The 21,315-nt window shown below is 62.6% G+C and carries 27 protein-coding genes and 3 pseudogenes; 9 read left to right on the top strand and 21 right to left on the bottom strand.

Annotation, left to right across the window (positions count from 1 at the left end):
- Positions 1-1,181: lytic transglycosylase domain-containing protein (locus VB739_RS13010; protein WP_323357470.1), on the top strand; the 1,181-nt coding region annotated here is incomplete at its 5' end.
- 1 nt (position 1,182) lies between these two features.
- Here the strand turns inward: VB739_RS13010 and VB739_RS13005 are convergent.
- Both VB739_RS13005 and VB739_RS13000 read right to left on the bottom strand, forming a co-directional pair.
- Positions 1,183-1,650: a hypothetical protein gene (locus VB739_RS13005; RefSeq protein ID WP_323357469.1), complete on the bottom strand. Its 468-nt coding sequence runs from the start codon at positions 1,648-1,650 to the stop codon at positions 1,183-1,185.
- Complete coding sequence (locus VB739_RS13000; RefSeq protein ID WP_323357468.1) at positions 1,647-2,057, bottom strand: NIL domain-containing protein; 411 nt, start codon at positions 2,055-2,057, stop codon at positions 1,647-1,649. Before VB739_RS13000 ends, VB739_RS13005 begins: the two co-directional genes overlap by 4 nt.
- Positions 2,058-2,173: 116 nt before the next feature.
- Between VB739_RS13000 and VB739_RS12995 the strand changes: the two genes are divergently transcribed.
- From VB739_RS12995 to thyX, 4 genes and pseudogenes are all read left to right on the top strand, one after another.
- On the top strand, positions 2,174-2,749 hold the full coding sequence (locus tag VB739_RS12995) for a thioredoxin domain-containing protein (RefSeq protein ID WP_323357467.1): 576 nt from the start codon (positions 2,174-2,176) through the stop codon (positions 2,747-2,749).
- 42 nt (positions 2,750-2,791) lie between these two features.
- Positions 2,792-3,406: pseudogene (locus VB739_RS16705) on the top strand (FAD-dependent thymidylate synthase); the annotation flags it as partial.
- 30 nt (positions 3,407-3,436) lie between these two features.
- Positions 3,437-4,444, top strand: a pseudogene (locus tag VB739_RS12985) (HNH endonuclease); the annotation flags it as partial.
- Positions 4,445-4,447: 3 nt separating this feature from the next.
- Positions 4,448-4,882: pseudogene (gene thyX, locus VB739_RS12980) on the top strand (FAD-dependent thymidylate synthase); the annotation flags it as partial.
- On the opposite strand, the gene VB739_RS12975 reads toward thyX, so the two are convergent.
- Complete coding sequence (locus VB739_RS12975; RefSeq protein ID WP_323357466.1) at positions 4,879-6,174, bottom strand: hypothetical protein; 1,296 nt, start codon at positions 6,172-6,174, stop codon at positions 4,879-4,881. The pseudogene thyX and the gene VB739_RS12975 sit on opposite strands and share 4 nt — an antisense overlap.
- A gap of 233 nt (positions 6,175-6,407) precedes the next feature.
- Here VB739_RS12975 and VB739_RS12970 point away from each other — a divergent pair, with 233 nt between their 5' ends.
- Both VB739_RS12970 and VB739_RS12965 read left to right on the top strand, forming a co-directional pair.
- Positions 6,408-6,641 carry a hypothetical protein gene (locus VB739_RS12970; RefSeq protein ID WP_323357465.1) on the top strand — a complete coding sequence of 78 codons (234 nt, stop codon included), beginning with the start codon at positions 6,408-6,410 and terminating at the stop codon, positions 6,639-6,641.
- Positions 6,642-6,686: 45 nt separating this feature from the next.
- On the top strand, positions 6,687-6,896 hold the full coding sequence (locus VB739_RS12965) for a hypothetical protein (protein ID WP_323357464.1): 210 nt from the start codon (positions 6,687-6,689) through the stop codon (positions 6,894-6,896).
- Between the two features lie 135 nt (positions 6,897-7,031).
- Here the strand turns inward: VB739_RS12965 and VB739_RS12960 are convergent, their stop codons facing one another.
- The 4 genes from VB739_RS12960 to VB739_RS12945 form a co-directional block, all read right to left on the bottom strand.
- The gene (locus VB739_RS12960; RefSeq protein ID WP_323357463.1) at positions 7,032-7,352 is read right to left on the bottom strand and encodes an HPF/RaiA family ribosome-associated protein; all 321 of its coding nucleotides are present in this window, start codon (positions 7,350-7,352) and stop codon (positions 7,032-7,034) included.
- Positions 7,353-7,481: 129 nt separating this feature from the next.
- A complete protein-coding gene (locus tag VB739_RS12955; protein WP_323357462.1) occupies positions 7,482-8,180 on the bottom strand; it encodes an esterase in 699 nt (232 codons plus the stop codon).
- 31 nt (positions 8,181-8,211) lie between these two features.
- On the bottom strand, positions 8,212-8,691 hold the full coding sequence (locus tag VB739_RS12950; protein ID WP_323357461.1) for a VOC family protein: 480 nt from the start codon (positions 8,689-8,691) through the stop codon (positions 8,212-8,214).
- Positions 8,692-9,768: 1,077 nt separating this feature from the next.
- Positions 9,769-10,275: a cupin domain-containing protein gene (locus tag VB739_RS12945; protein WP_323357460.1), complete on the bottom strand. Its 507-nt coding sequence runs from the start codon at positions 10,273-10,275 to the stop codon at positions 9,769-9,771.
- Positions 10,276-10,451: 176 nt separating this feature from the next.
- Between VB739_RS12945 and VB739_RS12940 the strand changes: the two genes are divergently transcribed.
- Positions 10,452-11,021 carry a hypothetical protein gene (locus tag VB739_RS12940; RefSeq protein ID WP_323357459.1) on the top strand — a complete coding sequence of 190 codons (570 nt, stop codon included), beginning with the start codon at positions 10,452-10,454 and terminating at the stop codon, positions 11,019-11,021.
- 22 nt (positions 11,022-11,043) lie between these two features.
- Here the strand turns inward: VB739_RS12940 and VB739_RS12935 are convergent, their stop codons facing one another.
- The 9 genes from VB739_RS12935 to VB739_RS12895 all read right to left on the bottom strand — a co-directional run bounded on the left by VB739_RS12935 (position 11,044) and on the right by VB739_RS12895 (position 14,819).
- Positions 11,044-11,502, bottom strand: a complete 459-nt coding sequence (locus VB739_RS12935; protein WP_323357458.1) for a hypothetical protein — start codon at positions 11,500-11,502, stop codon at positions 11,044-11,046.
- A 105-nt stretch (positions 11,503-11,607) separates the two neighbouring features.
- Entirely contained in the window at positions 11,608-12,060 is a 453-nt protein-coding gene (locus tag VB739_RS12930) for a GNAT family N-acetyltransferase (RefSeq protein ID WP_323357457.1), read from the bottom strand.
- Positions 12,061-12,080: 20 nt separating this feature from the next.
- Positions 12,081-12,467: a nuclear transport factor 2 family protein gene (locus VB739_RS12925; protein ID WP_323357472.1), complete on the bottom strand. Its 387-nt coding sequence runs from the start codon at positions 12,465-12,467 to the stop codon at positions 12,081-12,083.
- Between the two features lie 96 nt (positions 12,468-12,563).
- The gene (locus VB739_RS12920) at positions 12,564-12,956 is read right to left on the bottom strand and encodes a type II toxin-antitoxin system VapC family toxin (protein ID WP_323357456.1); all 393 of its coding nucleotides are present in this window, start codon (positions 12,954-12,956) and stop codon (positions 12,564-12,566) included.
- Positions 12,956-13,210, bottom strand: a complete 255-nt coding sequence (locus VB739_RS12915) for a type II toxin-antitoxin system Phd/YefM family antitoxin (protein WP_323357455.1) — start codon at positions 13,208-13,210, stop codon at positions 12,956-12,958. Before VB739_RS12915 ends, VB739_RS12920 begins: the two co-directional genes overlap by 1 nt.
- A gap of 112 nt (positions 13,211-13,322) precedes the next feature.
- Complete coding sequence (locus VB739_RS12910) at positions 13,323-13,685, bottom strand: GFA family protein (RefSeq protein ID WP_323357471.1); 363 nt, start codon at positions 13,683-13,685, stop codon at positions 13,323-13,325.
- Positions 13,686-13,724: 39 nt separating this feature from the next.
- Entirely contained in the window at positions 13,725-14,153 is a 429-nt protein-coding gene (locus VB739_RS12905) for a hypothetical protein (RefSeq protein WP_323357454.1), read from the bottom strand.
- A complete protein-coding gene (locus tag VB739_RS12900) occupies positions 14,143-14,412 on the bottom strand; it encodes a 4-oxalocrotonate tautomerase family protein (protein ID WP_323357453.1) in 270 nt (89 codons plus the stop codon). The genes VB739_RS12905 and VB739_RS12900 overlap by 11 nt, the downstream gene beginning before the upstream one ends.
- A 137-nt stretch (positions 14,413-14,549) precedes the next feature.
- Positions 14,550-14,819 carry a type II toxin-antitoxin system Phd/YefM family antitoxin gene (locus tag VB739_RS12895; protein WP_323357452.1) on the bottom strand — a complete coding sequence of 90 codons (270 nt, stop codon included), beginning with the start codon at positions 14,817-14,819 and terminating at the stop codon, positions 14,550-14,552.
- A 124-nt stretch (positions 14,820-14,943) separates the two neighbouring features.
- On the opposite strand from VB739_RS12895, the gene VB739_RS12890 reads away from it, so the two are divergent.
- Positions 14,944-16,356 carry an MFS transporter gene (locus tag VB739_RS12890; protein WP_323357451.1) on the top strand — a complete coding sequence of 471 codons (1,413 nt, stop codon included), beginning with the start codon at positions 14,944-14,946 and terminating at the stop codon, positions 16,354-16,356.
- Here the strand turns inward: VB739_RS12890 and VB739_RS12885 are convergent.
- From VB739_RS12885 to VB739_RS12865, 5 genes are all read right to left on the bottom strand, one after another.
- Positions 16,353-17,021, bottom strand: a complete 669-nt coding sequence (locus VB739_RS12885; RefSeq protein ID WP_323357450.1) for a DUF429 domain-containing protein — start codon at positions 17,019-17,021, stop codon at positions 16,353-16,355. The genes VB739_RS12890 and VB739_RS12885 overlap by 4 nt on opposite strands.
- Positions 17,022-17,340: 319 nt before the next feature.
- Positions 17,341-17,748: a hypothetical protein gene (locus VB739_RS12880; protein WP_323357449.1), complete on the bottom strand. Its 408-nt coding sequence runs from the start codon at positions 17,746-17,748 to the stop codon at positions 17,341-17,343.
- A gap of 201 nt (positions 17,749-17,949) precedes the next feature.
- Complete coding sequence (locus VB739_RS12875) at positions 17,950-18,495, bottom strand: hypothetical protein (RefSeq protein ID WP_323357448.1); 546 nt, start codon at positions 18,493-18,495, stop codon at positions 17,950-17,952.
- Between the two features lie 539 nt (positions 18,496-19,034).
- Complete coding sequence (locus VB739_RS12870) at positions 19,035-19,247, bottom strand: type II toxin-antitoxin system HicA family toxin (protein ID WP_323357447.1); 213 nt, start codon at positions 19,245-19,247, stop codon at positions 19,035-19,037.
- A 398-nt stretch (positions 19,248-19,645) separates the two neighbouring features.
- Entirely contained in the window at positions 19,646-21,100 is a 1,455-nt protein-coding gene (locus VB739_RS12865; RefSeq protein ID WP_323357446.1) for a hypothetical protein, read from the bottom strand.
- Between the last annotated feature and the right edge of the window lie 215 nt (positions 21,101-21,315).

The raw sequence follows: 21,315 nt of genomic DNA, 5'->3' as shown, positions 1-21,315 counted from the left end.
GCCCCGCCGCCGCCGCGGCCCTGGCCCGGTTGCCGCCCCGCTGGCGCGACAGTGCCCCGGTGCTGGCCCGGCGAATCCTGGAGGCCGAACCCGAGGGGGAGGGACCCCACCCCGCCACCGACGCGGCCGCCCTGGCCCTGCTGCGCCGCTGGCCCCTCGACCCCGCCAGCCGCACGCTGCAGTGGGATCTCGTGCGGGAGCGGCTGCTGGCGGGCCGCTGGTCGGCGGCCATGACCCTGCTGGAGGCCATCCCCACCGACCAGCTGCCGCCGCCCCTGGCCGCCCGCCAGGGCTTCTGGATCGGCTTTGTGCAGCAGCAGCTTGGTGAACAGGCCGCCGCCAGGGCCACCTGGGAGGCGCTGCTGCGGCGCCATCCGGGCGGCTACTACGGCTGGCGTGCCGCCGTGCGTCTGGGCCAGGGGGATCTGCAGCTGGACGCCGGCCCCCATACGCCGGCTGGGCGCAGCGACTGGCGGCCCCTGGCCAGCGGTGACGGGACGCTCGATCGGCTGTGGCGCCTGGATCAGCGCACCGAGGCCTGGGAAACGTGGCGCCACCGCCGCGGGCGCCGCCTGCCGGAAGGGGGCCGGGAACTGCTGCTGGAGGGGCGGCTGCGCCAGGGCGTCGGCGACGACTGGACCGCCTTCGGCCTGCTGGAGCAGGCCAGCCTGAAGCTGGACGGCAACCAGTGCGCCCTGGAGCGGGAGCTGGAGCGCAGCCTGCATCCGCTGCGCTTTGAGGCGGCCTTTCGGGCGGCCGCGACCCAGGCCGGGCTGCCGATGGAGCTGCTGCTGGGGGTGGCCAAGCAGGAGTCGCGTTTCACCCCGGCCGTGCGCTCGCCGGTGGGGGCCACCGGCCTGATGCAGCTGATGCCGGCCACCGCCGCCGAGCTGGCCGGCGGGCCGGTGCCGGCGACGGTGTTGGAGGAGCCGGCCGCAAACGCGAGCCTCGGCGGCCGCTACCTGGCCCAGATGCTGCGCCAGTGGGACGGCGACCCCCTGCTGGCCGTGGCCAGCTACAACGCCGGGCCCGGCGCCGTGGCCGGCTGGGTGAAGCCCCAGCTGCGCAGCGACCCGGAGCTGTGGGTGGAGGCCATCCCCTACCCCGAAACACGCCTGTACGTGAAGAAGGTGCTGGGCAACGTCTGGAGCTACCAGCAAGGCAGCGAACCGGGCTGCTGATTCAGCGCACCAGCATCCTGCCGAAGTTGGCACCACCGAGCACCAGCAGGCTGAGCACCCCGGCCAGTACCAACGGCGGCGGCACCACCCGCACCCGCAGCAGATCCAGCCGGGCCAGCAACACCGCCGAGCCCATGATCAGCACGTTGGCCAGCACGTTGAGGTGCAGCAGGTAGAGGCCACCGACGGTGACCAGCAGCAGGGTGACCACCAGGCTCACCACTCGGCTGGCGGCCATCACGATCGACACCTGACGAATCACCAGATCGGGCATGGTGCAGACGAACACGATCAACATGGCCTGCAGGCACTCAGCCGACCAGAACAGGGTGGTGAGTTCCTGCATGCGGTTACCGCCAGCGTCCAGGGCGTGGCTCCAGTGCATGCCCTGGTAGGTGCTCACCCCCATCAGCACCAGCAGCATCGGCGCCTGCAACGGCAGCAGCATGAGCCGGAACATCTCCTTCATGGCTGCAGCACCAGGGTGATGGCCTCCAGCGGGCAGCTGGGAATGCACTGCTCGCACACCAGGCAGCGGGAGGCCTCGAACTGCAGCCGCTGGGTGGACGGTGTGTACTGGAGGGCGCCGCTGGGGCAGACGCTGGAGCAGATGCCGCAATCGACGCAGAGCATCGGATCGATGCGGATTTCCCCGGGGGCGCGGTTGAGCCCGAGCCCTTGGCCCTCCAGCCAGTCTTCGGCGGCATCGAGCTCGTCGATGTCACCGGAGAGCTCCACCACCATGGTGCCGCTCTGGTTGGGGGCGATCTGGGCCCGCAGGATCTTGGCGGCGATGTCGAAATCGACGGCGAGGCGATAGGTGATCGGCTGGTGCACCGCCTCCGAGGGGAAATGGAGAGTGAGGCGCCGTTTCACCGCTCCTGCCCGGGAACGCTGACGCTAGCAACGATGTCCCGAGCCAGCCCCTGGTTCCGTCCCTGCCGACGGGACAGCGCTGCCAGAGTGGGCGCCACCTCGTGTCGTTGGTGTCCATGGCCCCGTCGGGCAGTTCCCCCCCCTCCAGCCTCGGCCGCACCGAGCGCATGGTTCTGGCGGCCGTGGCGGCCGTGCTGGTGCTGCTGATGCTGTGGTTGCGGGGCGGCCTGCATCCGGAAGCCCCCCTGGAACGGCTGGCCCGCCAGTCGCCCGAACTGACGGTGGCCCTGGCCGACGGCAAACCCACCGTGGTGGAGTTCTACGCCGACTGGTGTGAAGCCTGCCGCTCGATGGCACCGGCGATGGAGCGGATCGAGCGCCAGCAGCGCGGCCGGATGGATGTGGTGCTGCTCAACGTCGACAACCCCCGCTGGCAGCCGGAACTGGAGCGCTACGCGGTGAACGGCATCCCCCAGCTGGAGTTCTTCGATGCCGCTGGCGGCTCCGTGGGCCGTTCCCTGGGTGCCCGCAGTGGCCCTGAACTCGAGGCCCTCAGCACCGCCCTGATCGATGGCCAGCCCCTGCCCCAGCTGGCGGGCGTGGGGGCCGTGAGCACCCTGGCCGAGGCCTCCGGGGCCGAGGGCATCGGTCCCCCGACCACGTCCCAGGCCGGCCCACGCAGCCACGGCTGATCCCCGCCGCATCGCCCCACCCCACACCACCCATCCCCGCCCATGGATCCCCGCTTCCGGGTCGAACTGATCGCCGCCACCCCGAACCCGCAGCTGTGCGTCTACGCCGGGATGCACCAGGACTACAGCGAGGGCTTCGTGGCCGCCGACCGCGCCGAGTGGCCCGATGAGACCAAAGCCGGGGAGATCTGCGTCAAGCGGCTGCTGGCCGGCGAACGCGGCCATTACGGCCCCCTGGAGCACGCCCAGATCGTGCTCAACGTGGGCTGGTTCCCCCACTCGGTGATGCAGCAGGCCCGCACCCATCGCGTCGGGGTGAGCTTCGATGTGCAGTGTCTGGCCGGAGATACCGAAATCACCTTCCTCCATGCCGGTGGGGGCCTTCGGAAAATCAGGATCGGTGAACTCCACGACCTCTGGACGAACGGAGAGAAGGCGACCAGGCACCGGCAGATCCGAGGCCGCCAAGGAGAAGCACCGGGAACGTACCGACGCGACTGTCAAAAACGGCTCCAGAAGATGCGGTTGCGGGTACTGAACGAAGCCACGGGTATCTTCGAGACCAGTCACATCAAGGATGTGGTCTGCAGCGGGCTGCAACCGGTCTACCGGCTGACGATGGAGGATGGTCGTTCTCTCGACTGCACCGCCAACCATCGACTGCTCACACCGGGTGGCTGGCAGACCATGGCGGAAGCGCTAGCCCTCAGGCTGGGACGAGATGGCCGCGTGCTCAGCTTCCGCCGCACGGCGCAGGTGCTGGCCAACGGAAACGTGGCTGTAGGCAGTGGGGCCTATCGGGACAGAAGCTGGCTGCAGAAACAGGTTGAGGCCGGAGCGTACCCGGGCGAAATGGCGGAACGGGCTGGCTGCTCGATCACCACGATCCGGCACTGGGCCCGTCGCCATCAGATCCACCTGGCGGAAAACAGCAGACGCTTTCAGCCTGGAAGCACGCCCTGGAACCACAACCCATCGGCGCTGTATCGCCAGCAAGCTTGGCTCCGGCAAAGGCTGGACGAAGGACTCCATGCCGATGCGATGGCTGAACTCGCAGGCTGCTCGGTGGAAGCCATCAAGAAGTGGACTTATCACTACGGCCTGTCCCTGAATCGTCGGCCAACCGGTTTCCAGAAGGGCATGCAACCCTGGAACCAAGGGCGTAGTGGTTACAATCTTCAGCTGTCTGAGTCGTCGCGCGCGGCGCGACGTGCCCACGCTAAACGGATAACCCGACGAGGCTCCGCATCACACTTTTGGAAAGGCGGTGCTTCTTCTGAACGTGGGTTAATCGGTGCCTGGACACGGCAGATCGCTCCCCAGATTCATCAACGTTTCGACTACACCTGCCAACGCTGTGGCCTACGAGGTGGTGACCAACAACTGCATACACACCACCTGGTGCCTGTTTATGCGGATCCAAGTCTTGGCTACGAGATGGACAATCTCGTGACGCTTTGCCAACCCTGTCACGCCTTCATTCACAAACACCACCAGGAGGCCGACTTCGCTGCAGCGTTCGCACCCAGGACAGCGGTCAGCGACTGGCCGGAGAAGCCTCGCCCTGCTGGACGGAGGCTGATGGCCCATCCACTCACCGTCGTCAATGTGGAGTTCCTTGGAACGCAGATGACCTACGACTTGGAGGTGCAGGAGCCCTGGCACAACTTCGTCGCCAATGGACTGGTGGTGCACAACTCGATGCGCTACACCGGAGATCGCATCCGCCGGGCCGCCAACGCTGAACTCGACCTCGAGGAGGTGTTCTACCTGCGGCCGGTGGGGCCCTACAGCGACCGTCAGGGCAAGAAGTACCTCTACGACGAGGGGCAGCGGGCCATCGATCTGAAGCTCTGCCGGACGGCGGCCGAGCGTTACCGCGACCTGCTCGATGCGGGCTTCGCCGAGGAGCACGCCCGCGGCATCCTGCCGTTCGACTACCGCCAGCACTTCGTGGTGAGCTTCACCCTGCGGGCCTTCCTGCACTTCCTCGACCTGCGGGCCAAGCTCGATGCCCAGCAGGAGATCCGTGAGCTCTGCGACCTGATGTGGCCCCACCTGCAGCGGTGGGTGCCGGAATTCGCCGACTGGTACGAGAAGAGCCGGCTGCACCGGGCGCGGCTGGCGCCCTAGCCAGCTGGGCGCCACAGACTTGTCGGGTCAGGTAGTCCCATCACCCTGAGCAGGAAATAGACCTTAAGCAGTGACCCTGCCGGAGCCGAATAAATGATCTGGTGAAGACTCGAGATTCCAATTGGGACCCCCCAGAATGCAAGACCAATCGGAGGCAGTGGTCGGGGCACTGAATGCAAGAAAGAAGAGAACGGCCGCAATAGCCTCGAAGAACAGAATGCACGCATCGAAGCTGTCGATTCAATCGTAATGATGAACGCCGTCAGCAGAGAGATTGACAGCCAGCGACCATGGTCCTTGGCAAGGTAGAACAACGGCATGATGGCAGCCAACTGAAACAAACAAGCCAGCAGAAAAAAGACTCCAACATCATCATCACGCCACGCCAACACCGAAGCGATGAACACAATTCCAGAACCAGCAATAGCAATCAAATAGATCCAAGTCGGAACACCGAAATGTAACCTGCCAAGTGCCTCATGGGCTTCAGAAACGTATAGCTCAACAGGCCTCCCAATCCAACCGATAGCTCCAGGTGCCCCGAAGTAGCGCGCTGCAGGCGGCAATGAAAAGCGCAGCGAGTCGATGATTTGCTGGCCCTGAGCAAGGGTTCCCTTCCGTTGAAGTGAAATACCAATGGCCATGACGGGGACAATGAGCCAACTCCACTTGCGGCATTCCTTCATGACAATGGAAATCCACGGTCCACGGAAGTCAGCCAGAGCTTTCAGCAAGATCATGGCTACCAAGGCTGGCAAGCCAACAAGGGCCATCGACTCATGACTGAGAACTGCAAGAGTCATGATCAGAGCCACCATAAGAGGGCACCACCACTGATCACCACCTCGAACCACGAGACGCAGGCATAGAGCCAGAAGAAGGACCAGAAAGACGTCCTTTCTGCCAAGAATATAATCAACATAGACAGGGTATCCCAGCAATGGAGCGGTGAGCAGAAGCCAGCGCGGCGACATACCCCGAAGAGACGCAAAGAGGTACCAACAAAAGATCAAGAACAGCCCTGTCGAGAGCAGAAGTGTCAGCACCACTGGCGACATCTGCAGTACGCTCATGAGCAGGAAGAGAAGATTTCCAGGCAGGCCTCTGCGCAAAAATCCGCCTTGGTAATTAATGAGCCATTCGGTTGCTGGATAACTCTTTGCCGTATCGAAGTCGCCAGGACTCCAGCTCAATGCATACACAAACTGCAGTACCAGCACGACCACGAATGGGATCAGATATGCAGTTAGCAGCAGAGTCTCATTCCCCGGGAACTGGCGCACCTCAGCCATCGATTCCCCTGGCACTCTACTGGTATCTCCAACGTTCAAGACTTTTCTCCTGTCGATCGACAAAGTCTGTTCAGATTTAGCATGAATACAAGATCTGTTTCGTTCATGTTCTCGCTCTCCTCTCAGAGGCGACTCCCCTGCGGCAACCCAACCCAACGGGCTTGCGCACCCAAACCTGCAGGGCGAAGCACCAGACGAGCATCGAAGCGCAGTCGGGTCCTGCTGCTGGGCTGGTGCCTCGCCCTCTGCCTGGCCCTGGGCCAGCCGAGGGCGTCGACGGCACCGGTGTGTATGGGTGGGGGGTGGGGGGGCCTGGCCGTGGATCTGTGAACCGGGTGGCCACCCTCGAGCACCTGCCCTATGTCGTCACGGAGTGGCCCTCGGTGCGGCAGATGCTGGAGGGCAACCGCGAGGGGCGGCTGGAAATGGCGGTGGGCTGCATCAACGTCTCGCCCGACCGCCTGTAGCGCTAACGCTTCAGCCTCCCCTTCCAGGAGGACGGCCTAGAGGTGATGGTGGTGAAGAGCCGGCTGGATCTGGGACGCTCCTTTCTGGCGGCCTTGCTGACGCCAACGCTGCTGCAGTTGCTGGGCGGCTACCTGCTGGCGATCGCCCTGCTCACCTGGCTCACCTTGAGCCTGGTGGCCCGCTCACACCCGCCAGCAGCGCCTGCGCCACAGCAGCAAGGTGTTCCAGGTGCTGGCCACCGGGCCGGGCACTAGCACGATCGTGACCACCACCCGCGCCAGCGGGATCGTGATCTTGGCCTACCTGGTGCGGATCGTCTCGGCGTCGTTGCTGGCGAGCTCACTGACCGTGAACGAGGCCGGCGGACCTGCACCGCGCCCGGATGCCATTCACTGGCGCGGGTCCAGGCGCCCGATCGTGCTGTCGAGGGCATGCTTCAGCTTCACGGCAGCACCGTCGACGGCCTGCTCCATCGTCGCCGCCTGATGGCTCACGGAGATCGGCTGATGGCCGGAGGGACGCGCCTCAAGCAGGCAGCGTTGGTCCTCGCCGCCGGACTTCTGGTCGCTGTTCTGGTCGCTGAGATGAACCTCCACCCGTGTGAGCCAGGAACTGAGATGCCCCAGGGTGCCCCTCACCGCCGCGTCCACCTCTTCGGTCAGCCGATCATCGGCCTCGATGTTGTGATCGGTGTTGATCTGAATCTGCATCAATCCGCCCTCTTCTGATTCTCTCCAAAGCAACTCTATGCCTGCTGGGGGCAGCCCTTCCGGCGTTTGTTGGCAAGCGTTGGACAGGCACAACCCCGACGCCTGAGGCGAAGCGGGTCTGCAGCACATTCAATGCAGCGCCAGCCCGGGAATCGCTGTCCACCAGCGCTCCACCACCTCCGGGCTGCCGAACCAACGGGGACCGAAGGCGCCGCCATGGGCCACCCCCGACAACACCAGGGGAGTGGAGCCCTCCAGCAGGGCCGAGGCCACCGGCACCAGGCCGTCGCCGCGGTCGTGGGCGTCGCCGGTGCTGTTGCAGTAGGCGGTGGGGGCGAGGCGCTGGGCCATGGGGGAGGCCGCGGCTAAATCCAGATCCCCCGCCACCGAGACGTACCGCACCCGATCGGCGAAGGGGGAGCCCGGCAGGCGCTCCGCCACCATCCGGCGCAACACCGTGGCCTTCAGGGCTGTGTGGGGGCTGCCCAGCATCACCAGGGTGTCGGCCAGGGCCTTGCCGTCGTAGCGCCGCCCCTGGAACGGGGCGTCATCGAGGAACAACCGCAGCATGATGCCGCCGGAGCTGTGGCCGATCAGCGTCACCTTGCCGGTGGGGGACTGACAGGCCAGATCTTGTGCCGTGGTGGCAACCCGATCGAGGATCCGGGCCCAGGCGAAGGCGAAGACCGTGAGCAGCCATTCGGCCTTGCCCACCGCCACCAGCCGCACCGGCTGGCCGCTGAGCTGCTCCAGCCGCGCCACCATCGGCGTATAGGCCTCCGGGCTGATCAGGAAGCCCCCGAGGATCACGATCGGCTGACGGGGCATGGGCGCGGGCTGACGGCGCAGCCGAGAGACCCTACCCGCGGCGGGCGGCCTCGATCGCGGCGATGTCGATCCTGGTCATCTGCATCATCGCCTCGAACGCACGCTGGGCTGCGGCGCGATCCGGATCGGCGATGGCGGCGGTAAGGGCGCGCGGTGTGATCTGCCACGACAGACCCCACCTGTCCTTGCACCATCCACAGGCACTTTCTTCGCCGCCATTGCCGACAATCGCGTTCCAGAGACGATCGGTTTCAGCCTGGTCGTCGGTGGCAATCTGGAACGAAAAAGCTTCGCTGTGCTTAAACAACGGGCCACCGTTAAGACCCAGGCAAGGAAGGCCGGCCACCGTGAACAGGACTGTCAGAACATCACCCTGCCGGCCGGACGGGAAATCGGCTGGCGCCCGAAAGATGTCTCCTACCGCACTGTCGGGGAAGGTTTCGGCGTAGAACGTGGCCGCCTCCAGGGCGGTGCCGTCGTACCAGAGGCAGATCGTGTTCCTGGGAACCATCGGTGCTCTCCGTTGATCAGCTTCGCGATCCTAGATGAAAGTTGCGAACATCAACACTCCTTCGGATATCAACAATCAAAAGAGTCCAGAAGAAATCATCATTTGCTTCCATCTTGATCGCCAGAAGGAACAATGGACGCTCCCATGCTTCACAAGCGATGACGTTTGTACCGGGTGCTGAAGTCCTGCCGTGGGAGGTCCTTGGCTGCCGGGTCACCGTAACGATTCACGGCATGGAGGATGGAGAGCCGAGCAATCGCGTTGGCCAGAAGACAGGTGCCCAGGAGGCCAGCCAATGATGGAAGGGCGTCAGCAGGACATTCGCTATGACAACGGGCTAGTTGGGAGCCCTTGACCATCCCTCAACGAGCGCTTCCTGCTCAGAGCAAAACCATCGCTCACCCTTATCAGGGCTGATCTTCGTGATCTCATAATCCTCCATTCCCGGAACATGGTAGAGCTTCTTACCTGAGCCAATTGAAACATTTCCTTTGACCAAGCATCCAGGCTTCGCAACGGAATCAATTAGCCCCGGAGAATGTCCGGAACAGAATCGCACCGAGAACGCAATCACACCTCCAGCGAAAGCCAGAGACACAAGCCTGTCCAGGAACACTTTCACCTTGTCCCATCGTATTCCAAGTCCCAGAAAGTCTATTCGCTCGCTGGCAGATCATGGTTCCCATGCCATCACCAAGGCTTTCCAGGGGTAAAGCCAAATGCTTCGTCAACCCTAGACCTATCTCAGCCTCGCCCCTGCCACAGCGTTGATAGCTGGGGCGGGCCACAGACGGTCTCTGAAGGTTCAGTGCCGTAGTGGCTGGCGTAGTCGGGCGAGTTCTCCTCTGGCGAGGGCCAGCGGCATGCCCAGCAAGTCGTGTGCCAGCAAGCAGAAGCGGCTCCCTGCAGCATGGGGGACTGCATCCGAACTGCAACGGACGCTGTACAGCCTGTAAAGACCTGCTCCGAGCACGGAGACATCCATCGAGGTCGCCAATCCACACACCACAGCCCTACCGAGGCAGACGCCTGCAGTGCACCTTCACTCCCATCACGGACTCGAATCCCCGCACACCCTCAGCGGGAAGCGCCGGCGGCCGGTTCGAGCACGGTGACCGGCTTCCCCTTCACCCCCGCGTAGACCACCACGATCTCAGCGGGTTCGCTGCCGTTGTTGGTGCCGTAGTGGGGCTGGTTCACCATCTCGATCAGCCCGTCCCCCGCCTTCAGTTGCTTGCTGGGGCCCGCCGCGCTGATCACCAACAGCTGGCCGCGGATCAGCATGCCGGCGTTGATCACCGGGTGAATGTGCATGGGCAGCTTCTCCCCCGGCGGGATGGTGATGTGCAGCACCGTGACTTCCGGCTCGCCGCTGGGATAGGCGGGCAGGGGCATGCCGTTCCATGCCTCTGTGGATTTCACCAGCGTCTGCACCCTGACGCTGGCGGGTTCCCCATCGGCCAGGGCCCGCGGGCCGGCCAACAGCAGGCTGCCGCCGAGCAGCAGCGGGGCCAGCCAGCGCTGGCGGGCCTGGCGCTTCGCCGGTATCTTTACCTGGGGCCTTGTCGGGCAGCAAACGGGCATGGAGGAGGTGCGATGGGGCTGAAGTCCTGCCATGCCGCTGCAGACCATCCAGGCCGAGATCCTGACAGGGTTGTGACAGCGACGCCATGACCATCACGGTGGATGCCATCTGCATCGGCTCAGTAACGACGTTTCCCGGTCCGATGGGTGCATTCAGAAGAGTACCAATCCTGCCAATGAGACGACTCTCGGTCCTTGCCGCCTTACTGCTGAGCGTTGCTTCCGTGGTGGCGGCAGCGCCGGCGCTGGCCGACACCGTGCAGGCCCGCTGCGATGTCTTCCCCGCCGGGGACGACAAGGCCACCTTCTCCGGGCTGTGCACCTTCTCCCAGCGGCAGGGATTCGTCAGCATCGAGCTCAAGGGCGGCCAGTGGATCGAGCTCAAGCCCAACGAGAGCACCCCCAACGCCTACTTTGATGAGCGCGGGGAACCGGCCAAGCGGGAGATGCTGGACGCCAACCGCGGCCAGGTGTACCGGCTGGAGAACCAGTCGATTTTCGTCTTCTGGGATACAGCCCCCTACGGCAAGGAAGCCAGCAGCACCACACCCACCGCGCCCGCAGCGAAGCCACCCGAAATCGTGCAGCTGCTGTTGGGCATCCGCCAGGTGAAGTTTGAGGGCGCCTGCCGGGTCAACTTCAACAAGGCCGGGAAACAGTTCAGCAAGACCTCCGCCTGCACTCCGGCCCAGGTGACCCAGGCCGAGGACGCCATGCAGCGCTATGTCCGGGAGCAGGGCCTCTGAGGCCCCGTTCGCGGAGGGCGGATCACTGACGACGGATCGGGCCCGTGGTCTTGGCGTCGGTATCGAACCAGCTGCTCTCGTTGGTGATCCGCGGGTCGCCCTGGATCGTGTAGGTGATGAAGCCGGACTTGAACACCAGAGCGCCATCGGAGAGCTTGCTGGCCACGGGCTTGCCGTTCACCAACACCTTGTTTTTCCCATCGATACGGATGGAGGAGACGGTGCGTCCGTCCACATTCCTGGCGACCCACTGGCCGGCATAGGGGGACACGGCTGTGCCCGCCGTACCGAATCCGGCCTTGGCGTTCTGCTCTTTGGTCTTGTTGATGTCGCAGCCCTGCAGTTCGGTGACCTGGGTGCAGCCAGACTTCTCAAGCTTTTTGGCATAGGCCGGATCGATCGCATGGGCGGCGAGCGGCAAGGAGAGGCCGATCGCGGCGGCCGCGGCGGCCGTGGCGAGGATGGTGTTGCCTGATTTCATGCGGAAAACCCCTGCGGGCGACTCTGCACGATTACCACGGCCGTTCCCGCTCCGGCAGCGTCTCTCCGGCGGGTTCAGCGGCCCTGGCGGCTGCTGCGGCGCGGATCAGGCAAGGGCTCGCTGATAAACGCAGAACACCGCATCACGCTCCCAGCCGGCCGAGTCATAGAGGGCCTGGGCGGCGGTGTTGGTGAGGGCGGTGGAGAGCGAGAGCCGGATGGCGCCGGCTTCGCGGCCATGGCGCACGGCGGCCTCCAGCAGGCGGCGGGCCACTCCCGAACGCCTGGCCTCCGTCAGCACGAAGAGGTCGTTGAGGATGAAGATCCGCGCCATCGACACCGAAGAGAACGACGGGTAGAGCTGGGTGAAACCCACCGCCCGGCCATCGGCTTCGGCGATGAAGAGAACCGAATCCCCCTGCGTCAGCCGCTCGTTCAGAAATTCGCGCACACGATGCCGTTCAGACGGCTGCCCGTAGAACTGGCGATAGCCGTCGAACAGCGGAACGAGGGTCTCGAGGTCGGCGTAGGTGGCTGGGCGAACGGAAGCGGGTTGCACAGGGCCGATGGGGGAAACGATCAGGAGGGGGGTGGGGCCGAAGTCTGCACGCGGGTGGCCTGGCCGGCGACGACCTGCCAGGCGCCACTGGCATGGCGCTGCCATAGGCGGGAGAACCGCAGATCCTCCTGAAGAGGGAAACCGTTGAACACACCCCAGAGGTGAACACGAACGCCAACAAAGGCCGCCTGCTCCAGCATCAGGATGCGTCGCTCGGATGGATCGATGCGATGGAATCTCAGGGCGCCGGAGTAATGCAGCGCCAGGTCCTCCTCCTTGGAGAGCACGACGCCGAAATGGTTGACGAAGACAAGATCCGGAGAGATCAGGGCTTCAAGCGATGGCACATCGGAGGCGAGCATGGCCTCTCTGAGCTGCTCTTCGAGTGAGGCGATTTCTGGTTCCATGCGGCAGGCGTCAGCGAGGGCGGGTCGATCGACCGCTTCTCCGAGAGACATACAGGGTCCGGCCATCATCGTGAAGGATGAACGGGAGCGGCCGTTTCAGCCACGAGCATCCTGGAGAGGGCAGCCATAGGCGGTGAACGCCGCGTCAGCACTGAGCAGGGTGAGGGGGCCACTGATGGCCTGGGCAACGAGGAGACGGTCGAACGGATCGCGGTGGTGCAGAGGCAGCTGTTCCAGTGCCAGCAGATGGGGGAGGTCGATGGGGAGGAACGCAAAGCCGGATGGCTCCACCCAGGCGATGGCCTCGCCTGCTGACAGGGGCATGTCGCCGCGGGCCAGGGTGTGCTTGATGGCGATCTCCCAGAGCGAGACGTGGCTGAGAAACACCGCGCTGGCCGCACTGGTGATCAGCTCACGGCTGAGGGGCCCCAGCTTCGGGTCATCGGTGATGGCCCAGAGAAAGGTGTGGGTGTCGAGCAGCAGGCGCATCAGCCCTGCTCGAACAGATCGGCGATCAGGGGATTGGCGCCATCGATCGACTCGGGCACCACGAACTGCCCGCGGGCGAGGCCCAACCGGCGGGGTCGCGCCGGGGCCTGCAGGCTGGTGAGTCGTGCGACGGGTCGGCCGTTGCGGGCGATCACCACCTCGGCTTCGGCGCCGGTTTCGATCGCCTCCACCAACCGGGAGAGGTGGGTCTTCGCTTCGAGCATGTTCACCACCCGGCTGGGACGGGACACCATGGCGACGGGCGACTCAACCAGACCAGACTAGACCAGGCAGGGTCCCGCTCATGCCTATCGCCACAGCAGCCATCGGCCATGGCCCGAGCGATCCGTTGCCCCGCCGCGGACATCAGTCCTCCCGGCGGCCCCTGGCCTCGGCAGCGACATGCCACCACCGCGGCCTGCGCGAGACATAGGAGTGGGCCGTCGGAGCCAGATCCTTGAGTTGGGGCTTGTCGAAGGCGCCGGTGGCGAGGGCGATGATCGGCTCGTCGTCGATGGCTCCGATCGTGGTGCCGCAGGTGCGGCAGCAAGCCCGGCTGGAGAAGGCGGAGAAACGCCAGGTGGCGGGCCGCCCGCCAGGGCCGATCCACGCGACGTTCGCCGCTGGGAACTCCACCCAGGTGAGCGTGAGCGCGCCCGAGTGCCTGCGACAGATGGCACAGGAGCAGGTGTGGGGCCTCTCCGGGACACCGGTGGCTCGGAAGCGGATGGCGCCACAGAGGCAGCCGCCTTCCGAAGACCCTGGGTTTCATTGACCGGTGCGCGGGGGCGCCGCCTCGGCCGACCGCATCCGCCGCAGGAACTCCCGGCCACAGACCAGCTTGCCCGCCAGGTCGCTGTCGGGGTCAAGCGCGCGCCAGAACGGCGTGACCTGCTCCACACCGGCCTGCAGGCGGAGGTAGGAGCGCTCGGCCACGACCCGAAGGGCGATCCCGGTCGTGACCGGACAGGCGTAGTCGGCCCCATGCCGCCCGGCCAGTCTCTGACGCAGGTTCGCCGCCGCCATCACGGCCCCAGGCGCGATTTCGCACACCGCCGCATCGACGATCCGAGGGGTGACGACCAGCATCCGGGCACCCGCGGCGATGCCCGCAAACAACTTCTCCAGCACCTTCACCTGGGGCTCCCGGCTGGCCTGGAACCTTGCCTCCCAATCAGTGGCAGGTCTATCGCTCATCGCTGGATGTCCCCGCCTGCGCCACCTTCCAGTCGTCCGTGAGCATCCCGGAGAATCCCCAGTTCTCGTCGTCGATCTCCTGGATGACGACATGGGTGTGCTCGGGCTTCTTGTCGAGCACACGAACGAGGGAATCCGTGATGTCCTTGACGATCTCGGCCTTCTGCTGCCGCGATGCACCTCGGGTGATCTGAACGTTCACATAGGGCAAGGGACTGGCTCCTGGAGTGGGCGGTTCTTTGGCCTGCTGGCTATTCAAGGACCCAGCTCTCCCAGCGGCATCACGGCGATGCCATCGGCGCGCCGGTAGCCGTAGCCACTGCCGGTAAGGCTCGTATCGGTCTTCTGGGGAAGCACAGCAGGCCTTTGACGGGGTCCAATGCAGGAAAAACCGAGCTACGTCCTGGTCCCCTTCCAGATTCCGATCACTCCGCTGTTGCGGATGGCCTGGGCCTCCAGCACGGATTCCTCGGGCTCAGCGTGCAGCTCTCCGGAACCGCGCAGGGTCGTCCATGGCTGGGGACCCTGCGCGGAGCGCGCGATCGGCGGCATGAGGCGCGCCACCAACTTGCCGTGGCGGGTGATCTCCACCACCTCGCCACCACACTCCACCTGCCGGATCAACTCCAGGCACTGGGCACGGAACTCGGTCACGGAAATGTCCATCAGGGCACCTTAATGGGCATTTCGATTGAGGTCCTTCCGTCCGCTCAAGGCCGAACCTCACGCCGGTAGCACAGCACCGCTGCCAGTATCTGCAGGCCATCTGGAGATCAGGGCAGCACCGCCCATGGACCAAGCCAACGCCGCCGTCCAGCGTCCGGGGGCGGCGCCACCGGCCCATCCCGAGCGCTGGTGGACCCTGGCCGCCGTGGAATGCGGCAACTTCGTTGTCTACATGGACGGGTTCATCGTCACGCTGGCCCTGCCGGCGATGGCGCGACAGTTCGGTGTCGGGCTGCCGGTTCTCAAGTGGGTGATCGTCGCCTTCCTGCTCACCGTGACGGTCACCCTGCTGCCGGCCGGACGCCTGGCCGACATCTGGGGACGCCGGCGCATCGTCGTCATCGGCATGGGCGTCCTCGTCGTCACGTCGGTGCTGTGCGCGCTGGCACCGACGGTGGAGATCCTGATCGGCTTCCGCGTTCTCCAGGGCGTGGGCGGCGGCCTGGTCCTGGCCAACGTGATGGCCGAGATCACCGCCGTCTTTCCGAAGCAGGGGCGGCGCAAGGCCATGGTGGTGAACGCCTCGATCCTGGCGCTGGCCCAGGTCACGGGGCTGGTGCTCGGCGGCCTGCTGATTGGCCAGTTCGGCTGGCGCTCCCTGTTTCTGGTGATCCTGACGGTGAGCCTGGCCGGACTGATCCTCAGCCTGCGGATCCTCAAGGCCCGCCCCCGCAGCCAGGACCGCACCGCCATGGACTGGACGGGGGCCCTGCTTGCGGTGGTGGCCACCAGCGCTCCCTTCCTGGTGATCGAGCAGCTCTCCCAGGACGGGCTGAACGCGGCCAGCCTGGCGATCCTGATGGGCGGCACGGCGGCTCTGGCCCTGTTCGTGGCGGTGGAGCAGCGCCGGCCGAAACCGCTGCTAACGCTCAGCCTGATCCGCTCGCGGGCCTACACCTGCGGCTCGGTGGCCGCCGCCTTCTACTTCGTGGCCGCGGTGGCCTGCTACTTCCTGCTGCCGTTGTACGCGCAGCTGGTGCTCACCGCCACGAGCCTGACGGTGAGCAGCCTGGGGGACCGGGCCGGGGCGCGGACCCTGAGCACGGCCGGCATGCTCTGCATCAGTGCGGGCCTGGTGGGCCTGTCCTGGCTGGGTCCGGACGCCGCCGTCGCCAGCATCATCGGGCCGCTGGTGCTGCTGGGCATGGGCGGCGGGCTCTTCCATCCCCCCAACAACAGCGCCACGCTCAACACCGTGCCGCCGCAGCCCCTCAGCGTGGCCAACGGCTTCCTGTCGACGGCGCGCAACTTCGGCCAGGCGATCGGGACGGCGCTGGCGGCCTCCCTGCTCGCCCACGGCCAGGGCGCCGCCGGTGCCGACGCCGCCCTGGCGGGGGAGGTGGGGGCACGGCTGGGCGGAACCGAGCTGGAGGCCTTTCTGGGGGCCCAGCAGCTGGCCTTTCGCCTGGCGGCCGCCCTCGGCCTGGTGGGCGCGCTGATCTCCGTTAGCCGCGGGGCCGAGGCCCCGGCGGTTTAGCCAGGCACCACGATCCAGCCGGTCTCCGGTTCGCCGTAGGCCACGCAGGCGCCACCGCTGGCGGCGTGGTGGGCGGTGAGGGCACAGAGGGCGGCATCGATCCAGTCGATGGAGGTGAGCGCTGCCAGGTCGATGCCCGCCTGCTGCAGCAACTCACGGCGCTGCGTGCGCTTCTGGGAGGCCTGGGCGTTGCCGCCGCGCAGGTGCCAGGTGATGGCGTGGGGGAAGGTTTCGAAGCAGCAGGGCCCAGCGCCAATCGGCAGCATGGTGGCGAGCGGATGGCTGGGCTCGAGGGCCCGGTACAGCGCTTCGCCGCGCAGCATCCAGTCGTAGTAGCCGCTGGGGTGGGCGACGGCGGCCTGGCGGGTGGGCGAGGCGAAGCAGATGATCCCCTGCAGCCTCAGCTCCCGCTCGCAGGGCCGGGCGCGGCCATCGGTGCTCCAGCGGCAGGGGGCATCGATGGCGGTCACGCTCGCCTGGACCACGGAGCGGCACCAGTGGGCGAGGGCCTCGGCATCGCTGGTGGCCAGCTGGGCGGCGTAGGCGCCGCCGGTGAGGGCGACGGCATGGAATCCCTTGCGGGGGCCGCCCACGTCGATGCCCACGGTGTTGGGGCCGTTGGCATTGGTGGAGGGTGGGCCGGCCGGGGCTCGGGGCTTGGTCACATCGTTGAAGATTAGCGGCGGGCTCTACACGACGACATTGACTTAAATCCGATTTCCGCCCGCTGTGTCCTGAGGCTGGAGAGTAGAAGGCACAATGGGAAAGTCCCAGCCACGCCTTTTTGAGTCGAAGAAGAGATAATCCAAATCTCTCTAAAGTCAGACCGCGACTTGTGCAGTGAGTATCCGTATTTGCATGGCACATACACGCCCGAAAAGCATGGTTGTTCCTTTGGCGCAGCGGCAATCGCAAGGCCACCATGCAGATTCAGCCGCTGGGGCCTGGCCAGCTTTTTCAACATCAAGGGGGATTTCTAGCGTCCTACAGTCTCAGGCGAAGCGACACGATGAGCAGACCAAATCCCGCACCGACGAGCAGCCCTAGGATACCACTGGACAACAGCCCAATCAGGCAGATCAGTATCGAAAATGCGATTTGAAGTCTTCGGATATCACGATTGAGACGACTGGTCTGCTCTTCGATAATTCTACGCCTAGCGTTCCGCTTCAATCGGTATTTTTCTAAATCATCAGGGCTTGACCTTTTTGGCTTCAGTGAAGTTGCCTGCTGTCGCTGAGAGCCAGACCAGGTCTTTTGAAGATTTAACAGCCGCTGGCGAAAGAGTTGAACATTTGCGCTCTTAACAAGATCATCACCATTGGCCCCGGTGAGCTGGTTGGCCTTGGAATTGACTGCACTGCGCTCCTTCGTCTCATCACGATGGGTCATATTGAAATCGGATATCCACCATCGGGGAACATTGGGCCGCCACTTCATGCGTCGATTGCGATCCTCGGATGTCATATTGAAACTTCAAGCCAAAAGTGAGATTTATTCAAGCAAAGCCAGAAATACCTTACAGAAAAGCTTTAGAAAAGTCAACTCATATCACAACAGACTCGACATCAGGAGATATCCGGGCTTAGTGATTCAGCCTTTGCAGAAGTGATCCAATAACTGGATGGCCCAAGGAGGGTTTGCCCCTACCGAGTAAGCCTCCAACTCAATCGCCTTACTGGACGGCTCACCCTTGTACAGGGGTGAGCCAAGCTGATGCTTGAACACCTCTGCAGTGTTTACCTGAATTCCCATCGGCTCACTATTCTTTCCAAGTCCACCAGCCCTACAAGACTGAGCCACATGCGCTGTTTCATGAGCCAAAGCTTCAGCCAGAACTCTGCTACCCATTGATACAGTAGAAGGACGTATTCTGATTTCGGCCGTACCAGGATCCCATTCGCCACCGGCATGTTCCATCACCTTGTCGGTGATCAGAAGACGTACTCCTTTATCCTGTAAGCGTGGAACCAACTCACGAATTGTTCTGTGAACTGACAGGTCAACTGCTTCCCTGTCAGTCTTTTTGGCTTGATCAATTAGTAGCTCTATGTCAGCAGGCGTCTTGATCCACCAAGCATTTCTACTGGATGGGCTGTATGGAGCGAGCCAATGGGATACAGCCCTTGGATTTCCCATCAGATAGAGATAGCATCCCACAAGGCCTATTGGAAGCAACCATGCAATCGCAGACCTAACGGGAAAGCGCTGTTTCCTTGCTCTCTGAGTTACTGGCTTGGAATAGGTTTGCAGTCTCGCTGGCTTCCATTTTCCGCGATTCGTCGCTTGGGAATGACTTTGGTGGCTTATCGGCTTCCTGCTTGTGTTACTCATTGGCGCTCCACAGACTGCGCAGACAGCCCGGCCACCAAGACTTCGGTCGTAGACGACCGACTTGCTCTTACATTTTTGGCATTGGGGGGCCATGGAGACAGAAAATCAAAAACTACGGTGCGTCAGCTATTTCGAATGTTAGACGATTCTGACGTGGTTCACGCGTCTATTGAATCGTATATGTAGGTCATCTTGTTGCTCCATAGATTTCCACGCTAGCTAACTTGATGCTTACGGCCGCCTAGCGCTCGCCATCACCTGGCCGCCAATTGCCAGGAAGACCAAAAGAGACCATTAGGGAGCGGCTCAGGTGTATGGCATTGTTAGCCGATTTGCAGTCAGCATCACAGATCATCTGGTTGAAGGCCGGTGTGCTTGGCAATTCGAGACATCATCCTGGGGCCAATCTCTTCGCCATCATGGAATGCAAAGATATAGTCTGGATAGTCTGCATGTTCAAGAGTCTTGTGAGATCCTGACTGGCGCTTGACTCTCCAGCCAATAGACTGCAAGGCTGCCAATACCCTCTTGGCTTTGGCTGAGGGCCAATTGCTCATGCAGGGAGTGGAAGCGAAAACTGGATGCTGATTGGCTCGGACTCACCATTCTCAAGCCTATCTGCGATAACACGAAGGGCTAATACTTCGGCCTTCGACATCGCATCGGCAGACGAACTTCCATACGCAAGGACCCCAGGCAACTGAGGTACCTCGGCGATCCAACGTCCGTCGATTTCTTGTTCACACTCCAACGTGAAATTCATGTCTTCATACCGACTTTTTCCACTTTAGCCAAAACCCTGGTTTTTGCGCATCCATCCCTCTCGGCCCCTATCCAGGCACCCTTCCCAGAGATTCGGCTAACGCTCATCATCACCCGCCCGCAGAAGTTTTCGCTGAAACAGATAGATGATGGCGCGGGACGGGTGAATGATGATGTTGGATGGCCTCAAAAACTAAATCAGTCCGTAATCTCTTGCATAATCCCGAATCTTGCCGAGACAATATGATGAAATGGATGCCGGTGAGAGCTCGTCAGCTAATCTATGCGTAAATTCAAGAGTTTCAGGCCTTCCGTCACGTTGATACCAGCAATCCACTTGTAAACCTTCGTTTTGATGGGGCTGATACTCGTATCTCAAGTCAGGCAAGTTAATCTCAAGGTCGTCGGTTATCACTCTCACGATTGACTTATTGATCAATTTATGTGCTGTCTTTGAAAACTTCTGAAGATCTTTGTATGCATCCGAGACGCCCTGTGAAATTGCACCTCCCGCAGGTCCTACATCCTCTTCGCCTTTGAGTGATCTGACCAACGAGCTTCGATTTAGTGTGTTTGCAGCATTCCTCTTGACTGGATTTGGATATTTTTTCCTAACCTCCGCTTGAATGGCGGCGTCATCAGCAAATGCGCAGGCATTTACCACCATGCTTCCTGTTAAGTTTAGTAGCTTCACCTCAAACAAGCTGGTTATAAATGGAAGGCTGTGACGTGGATCTCTCTTTCCAGAAGTACGCCAGTCGTCAGCTACGTTTGCTCGGCTGAACTGTAGCAAGCGTTCAGGATCAACCAAGAACTTGCTTCCTCTCCGCAGCATCCTGCATGAATCAGCTGAATCAGCGTTAGATGAAACAACAATGCTTAAGCGCGGCAGACTGGCCCCGAGTTCACCAATGTCATAACGCGAGACAACTAAATCATTGACTTGCCTCATGTAGTCACCAATTGACTCCGAAGTTTCAACCAGTGACTCAGCTTCTTCTCTGGTAATGGCCGCGTCTTCTAATCTATTTCCTGTAGCTGTTAGCAACAAGCTGAGAGCATCATAGTAGCGCTCCTTTGGTACTCCAACCAGTTCATGGACAGGTTGTTGAGCCAATGCGCTTCGCCCCCCTACCTCCTCAAGCAAGCGAATCAGATCATTGGCAAACGGGCGATTGATTACTGGCCAGACAGCGAGAAGATTGCTGGTTCTCCGAAAGTATGCGTTTAAATTGACCATCGCAGCTTGCCTCGCAGCTTCATCAATGGCTGGCAACTCTCGACCGTCTAGATTGACAACGACAATTCCTTTTTGACGGTCAGAAGAATTGATGTTTTTGTGCAACCATGCAGGGAGCTCAGATAGGGCAAGTTCATAGTCAGGTGGTGGTGATAAAACAGCAGAGACATGGCTCGCTAGGTAAATCTGGGTCGACGCTGCAAGAGTAGTTTTTCCTGTGCCTGTAGAGCCAAGTAGAAATAGTAGTTTGCCCTGTTTGGCACTGGCAACTTCAACTAACGCAGACCTTACAGCGTTTAGATCAGGCTCCGACTCTAACAATATTTGCCCAATCTGCTGTTGGCCAACAGAGTCGAGAAGGCCCTCATAGCGCGTTGGAACTGTGAGGACTCCGATCCGGCTGGCCATTGTGATCTGCCTACTTGCCTACATGGTAGCCATCTACCGGCGGCAGGGTCCATCCAACGCTTGCCATCACCTGGCCGCAAGGACTCCATGAGGTGGATGGCTTTTATTGGACAGATTCGGTCCCTGACATCGTTAACTCCGGGCGGGAGGAACAGGGTTTGGTCTCAGTGTAGACCTCATGGGGAGTTTTGCCTCCCAGTGCGCTGTGCGGTCTT

The sequence above is a fragment of the Cyanobium gracile UHCC 0281 genome, assembly GCF_034931305.1.
Classification (GTDB): domain Bacteria; phylum Cyanobacteriota; class Cyanobacteriia; order PCC-6307; family Cyanobiaceae; genus Cyanobium; species Cyanobium gracile_A.
Note: the sequence above shows the minus strand (reverse complement) of the source record. Positions and strands in the feature narration are given on the sequence as shown.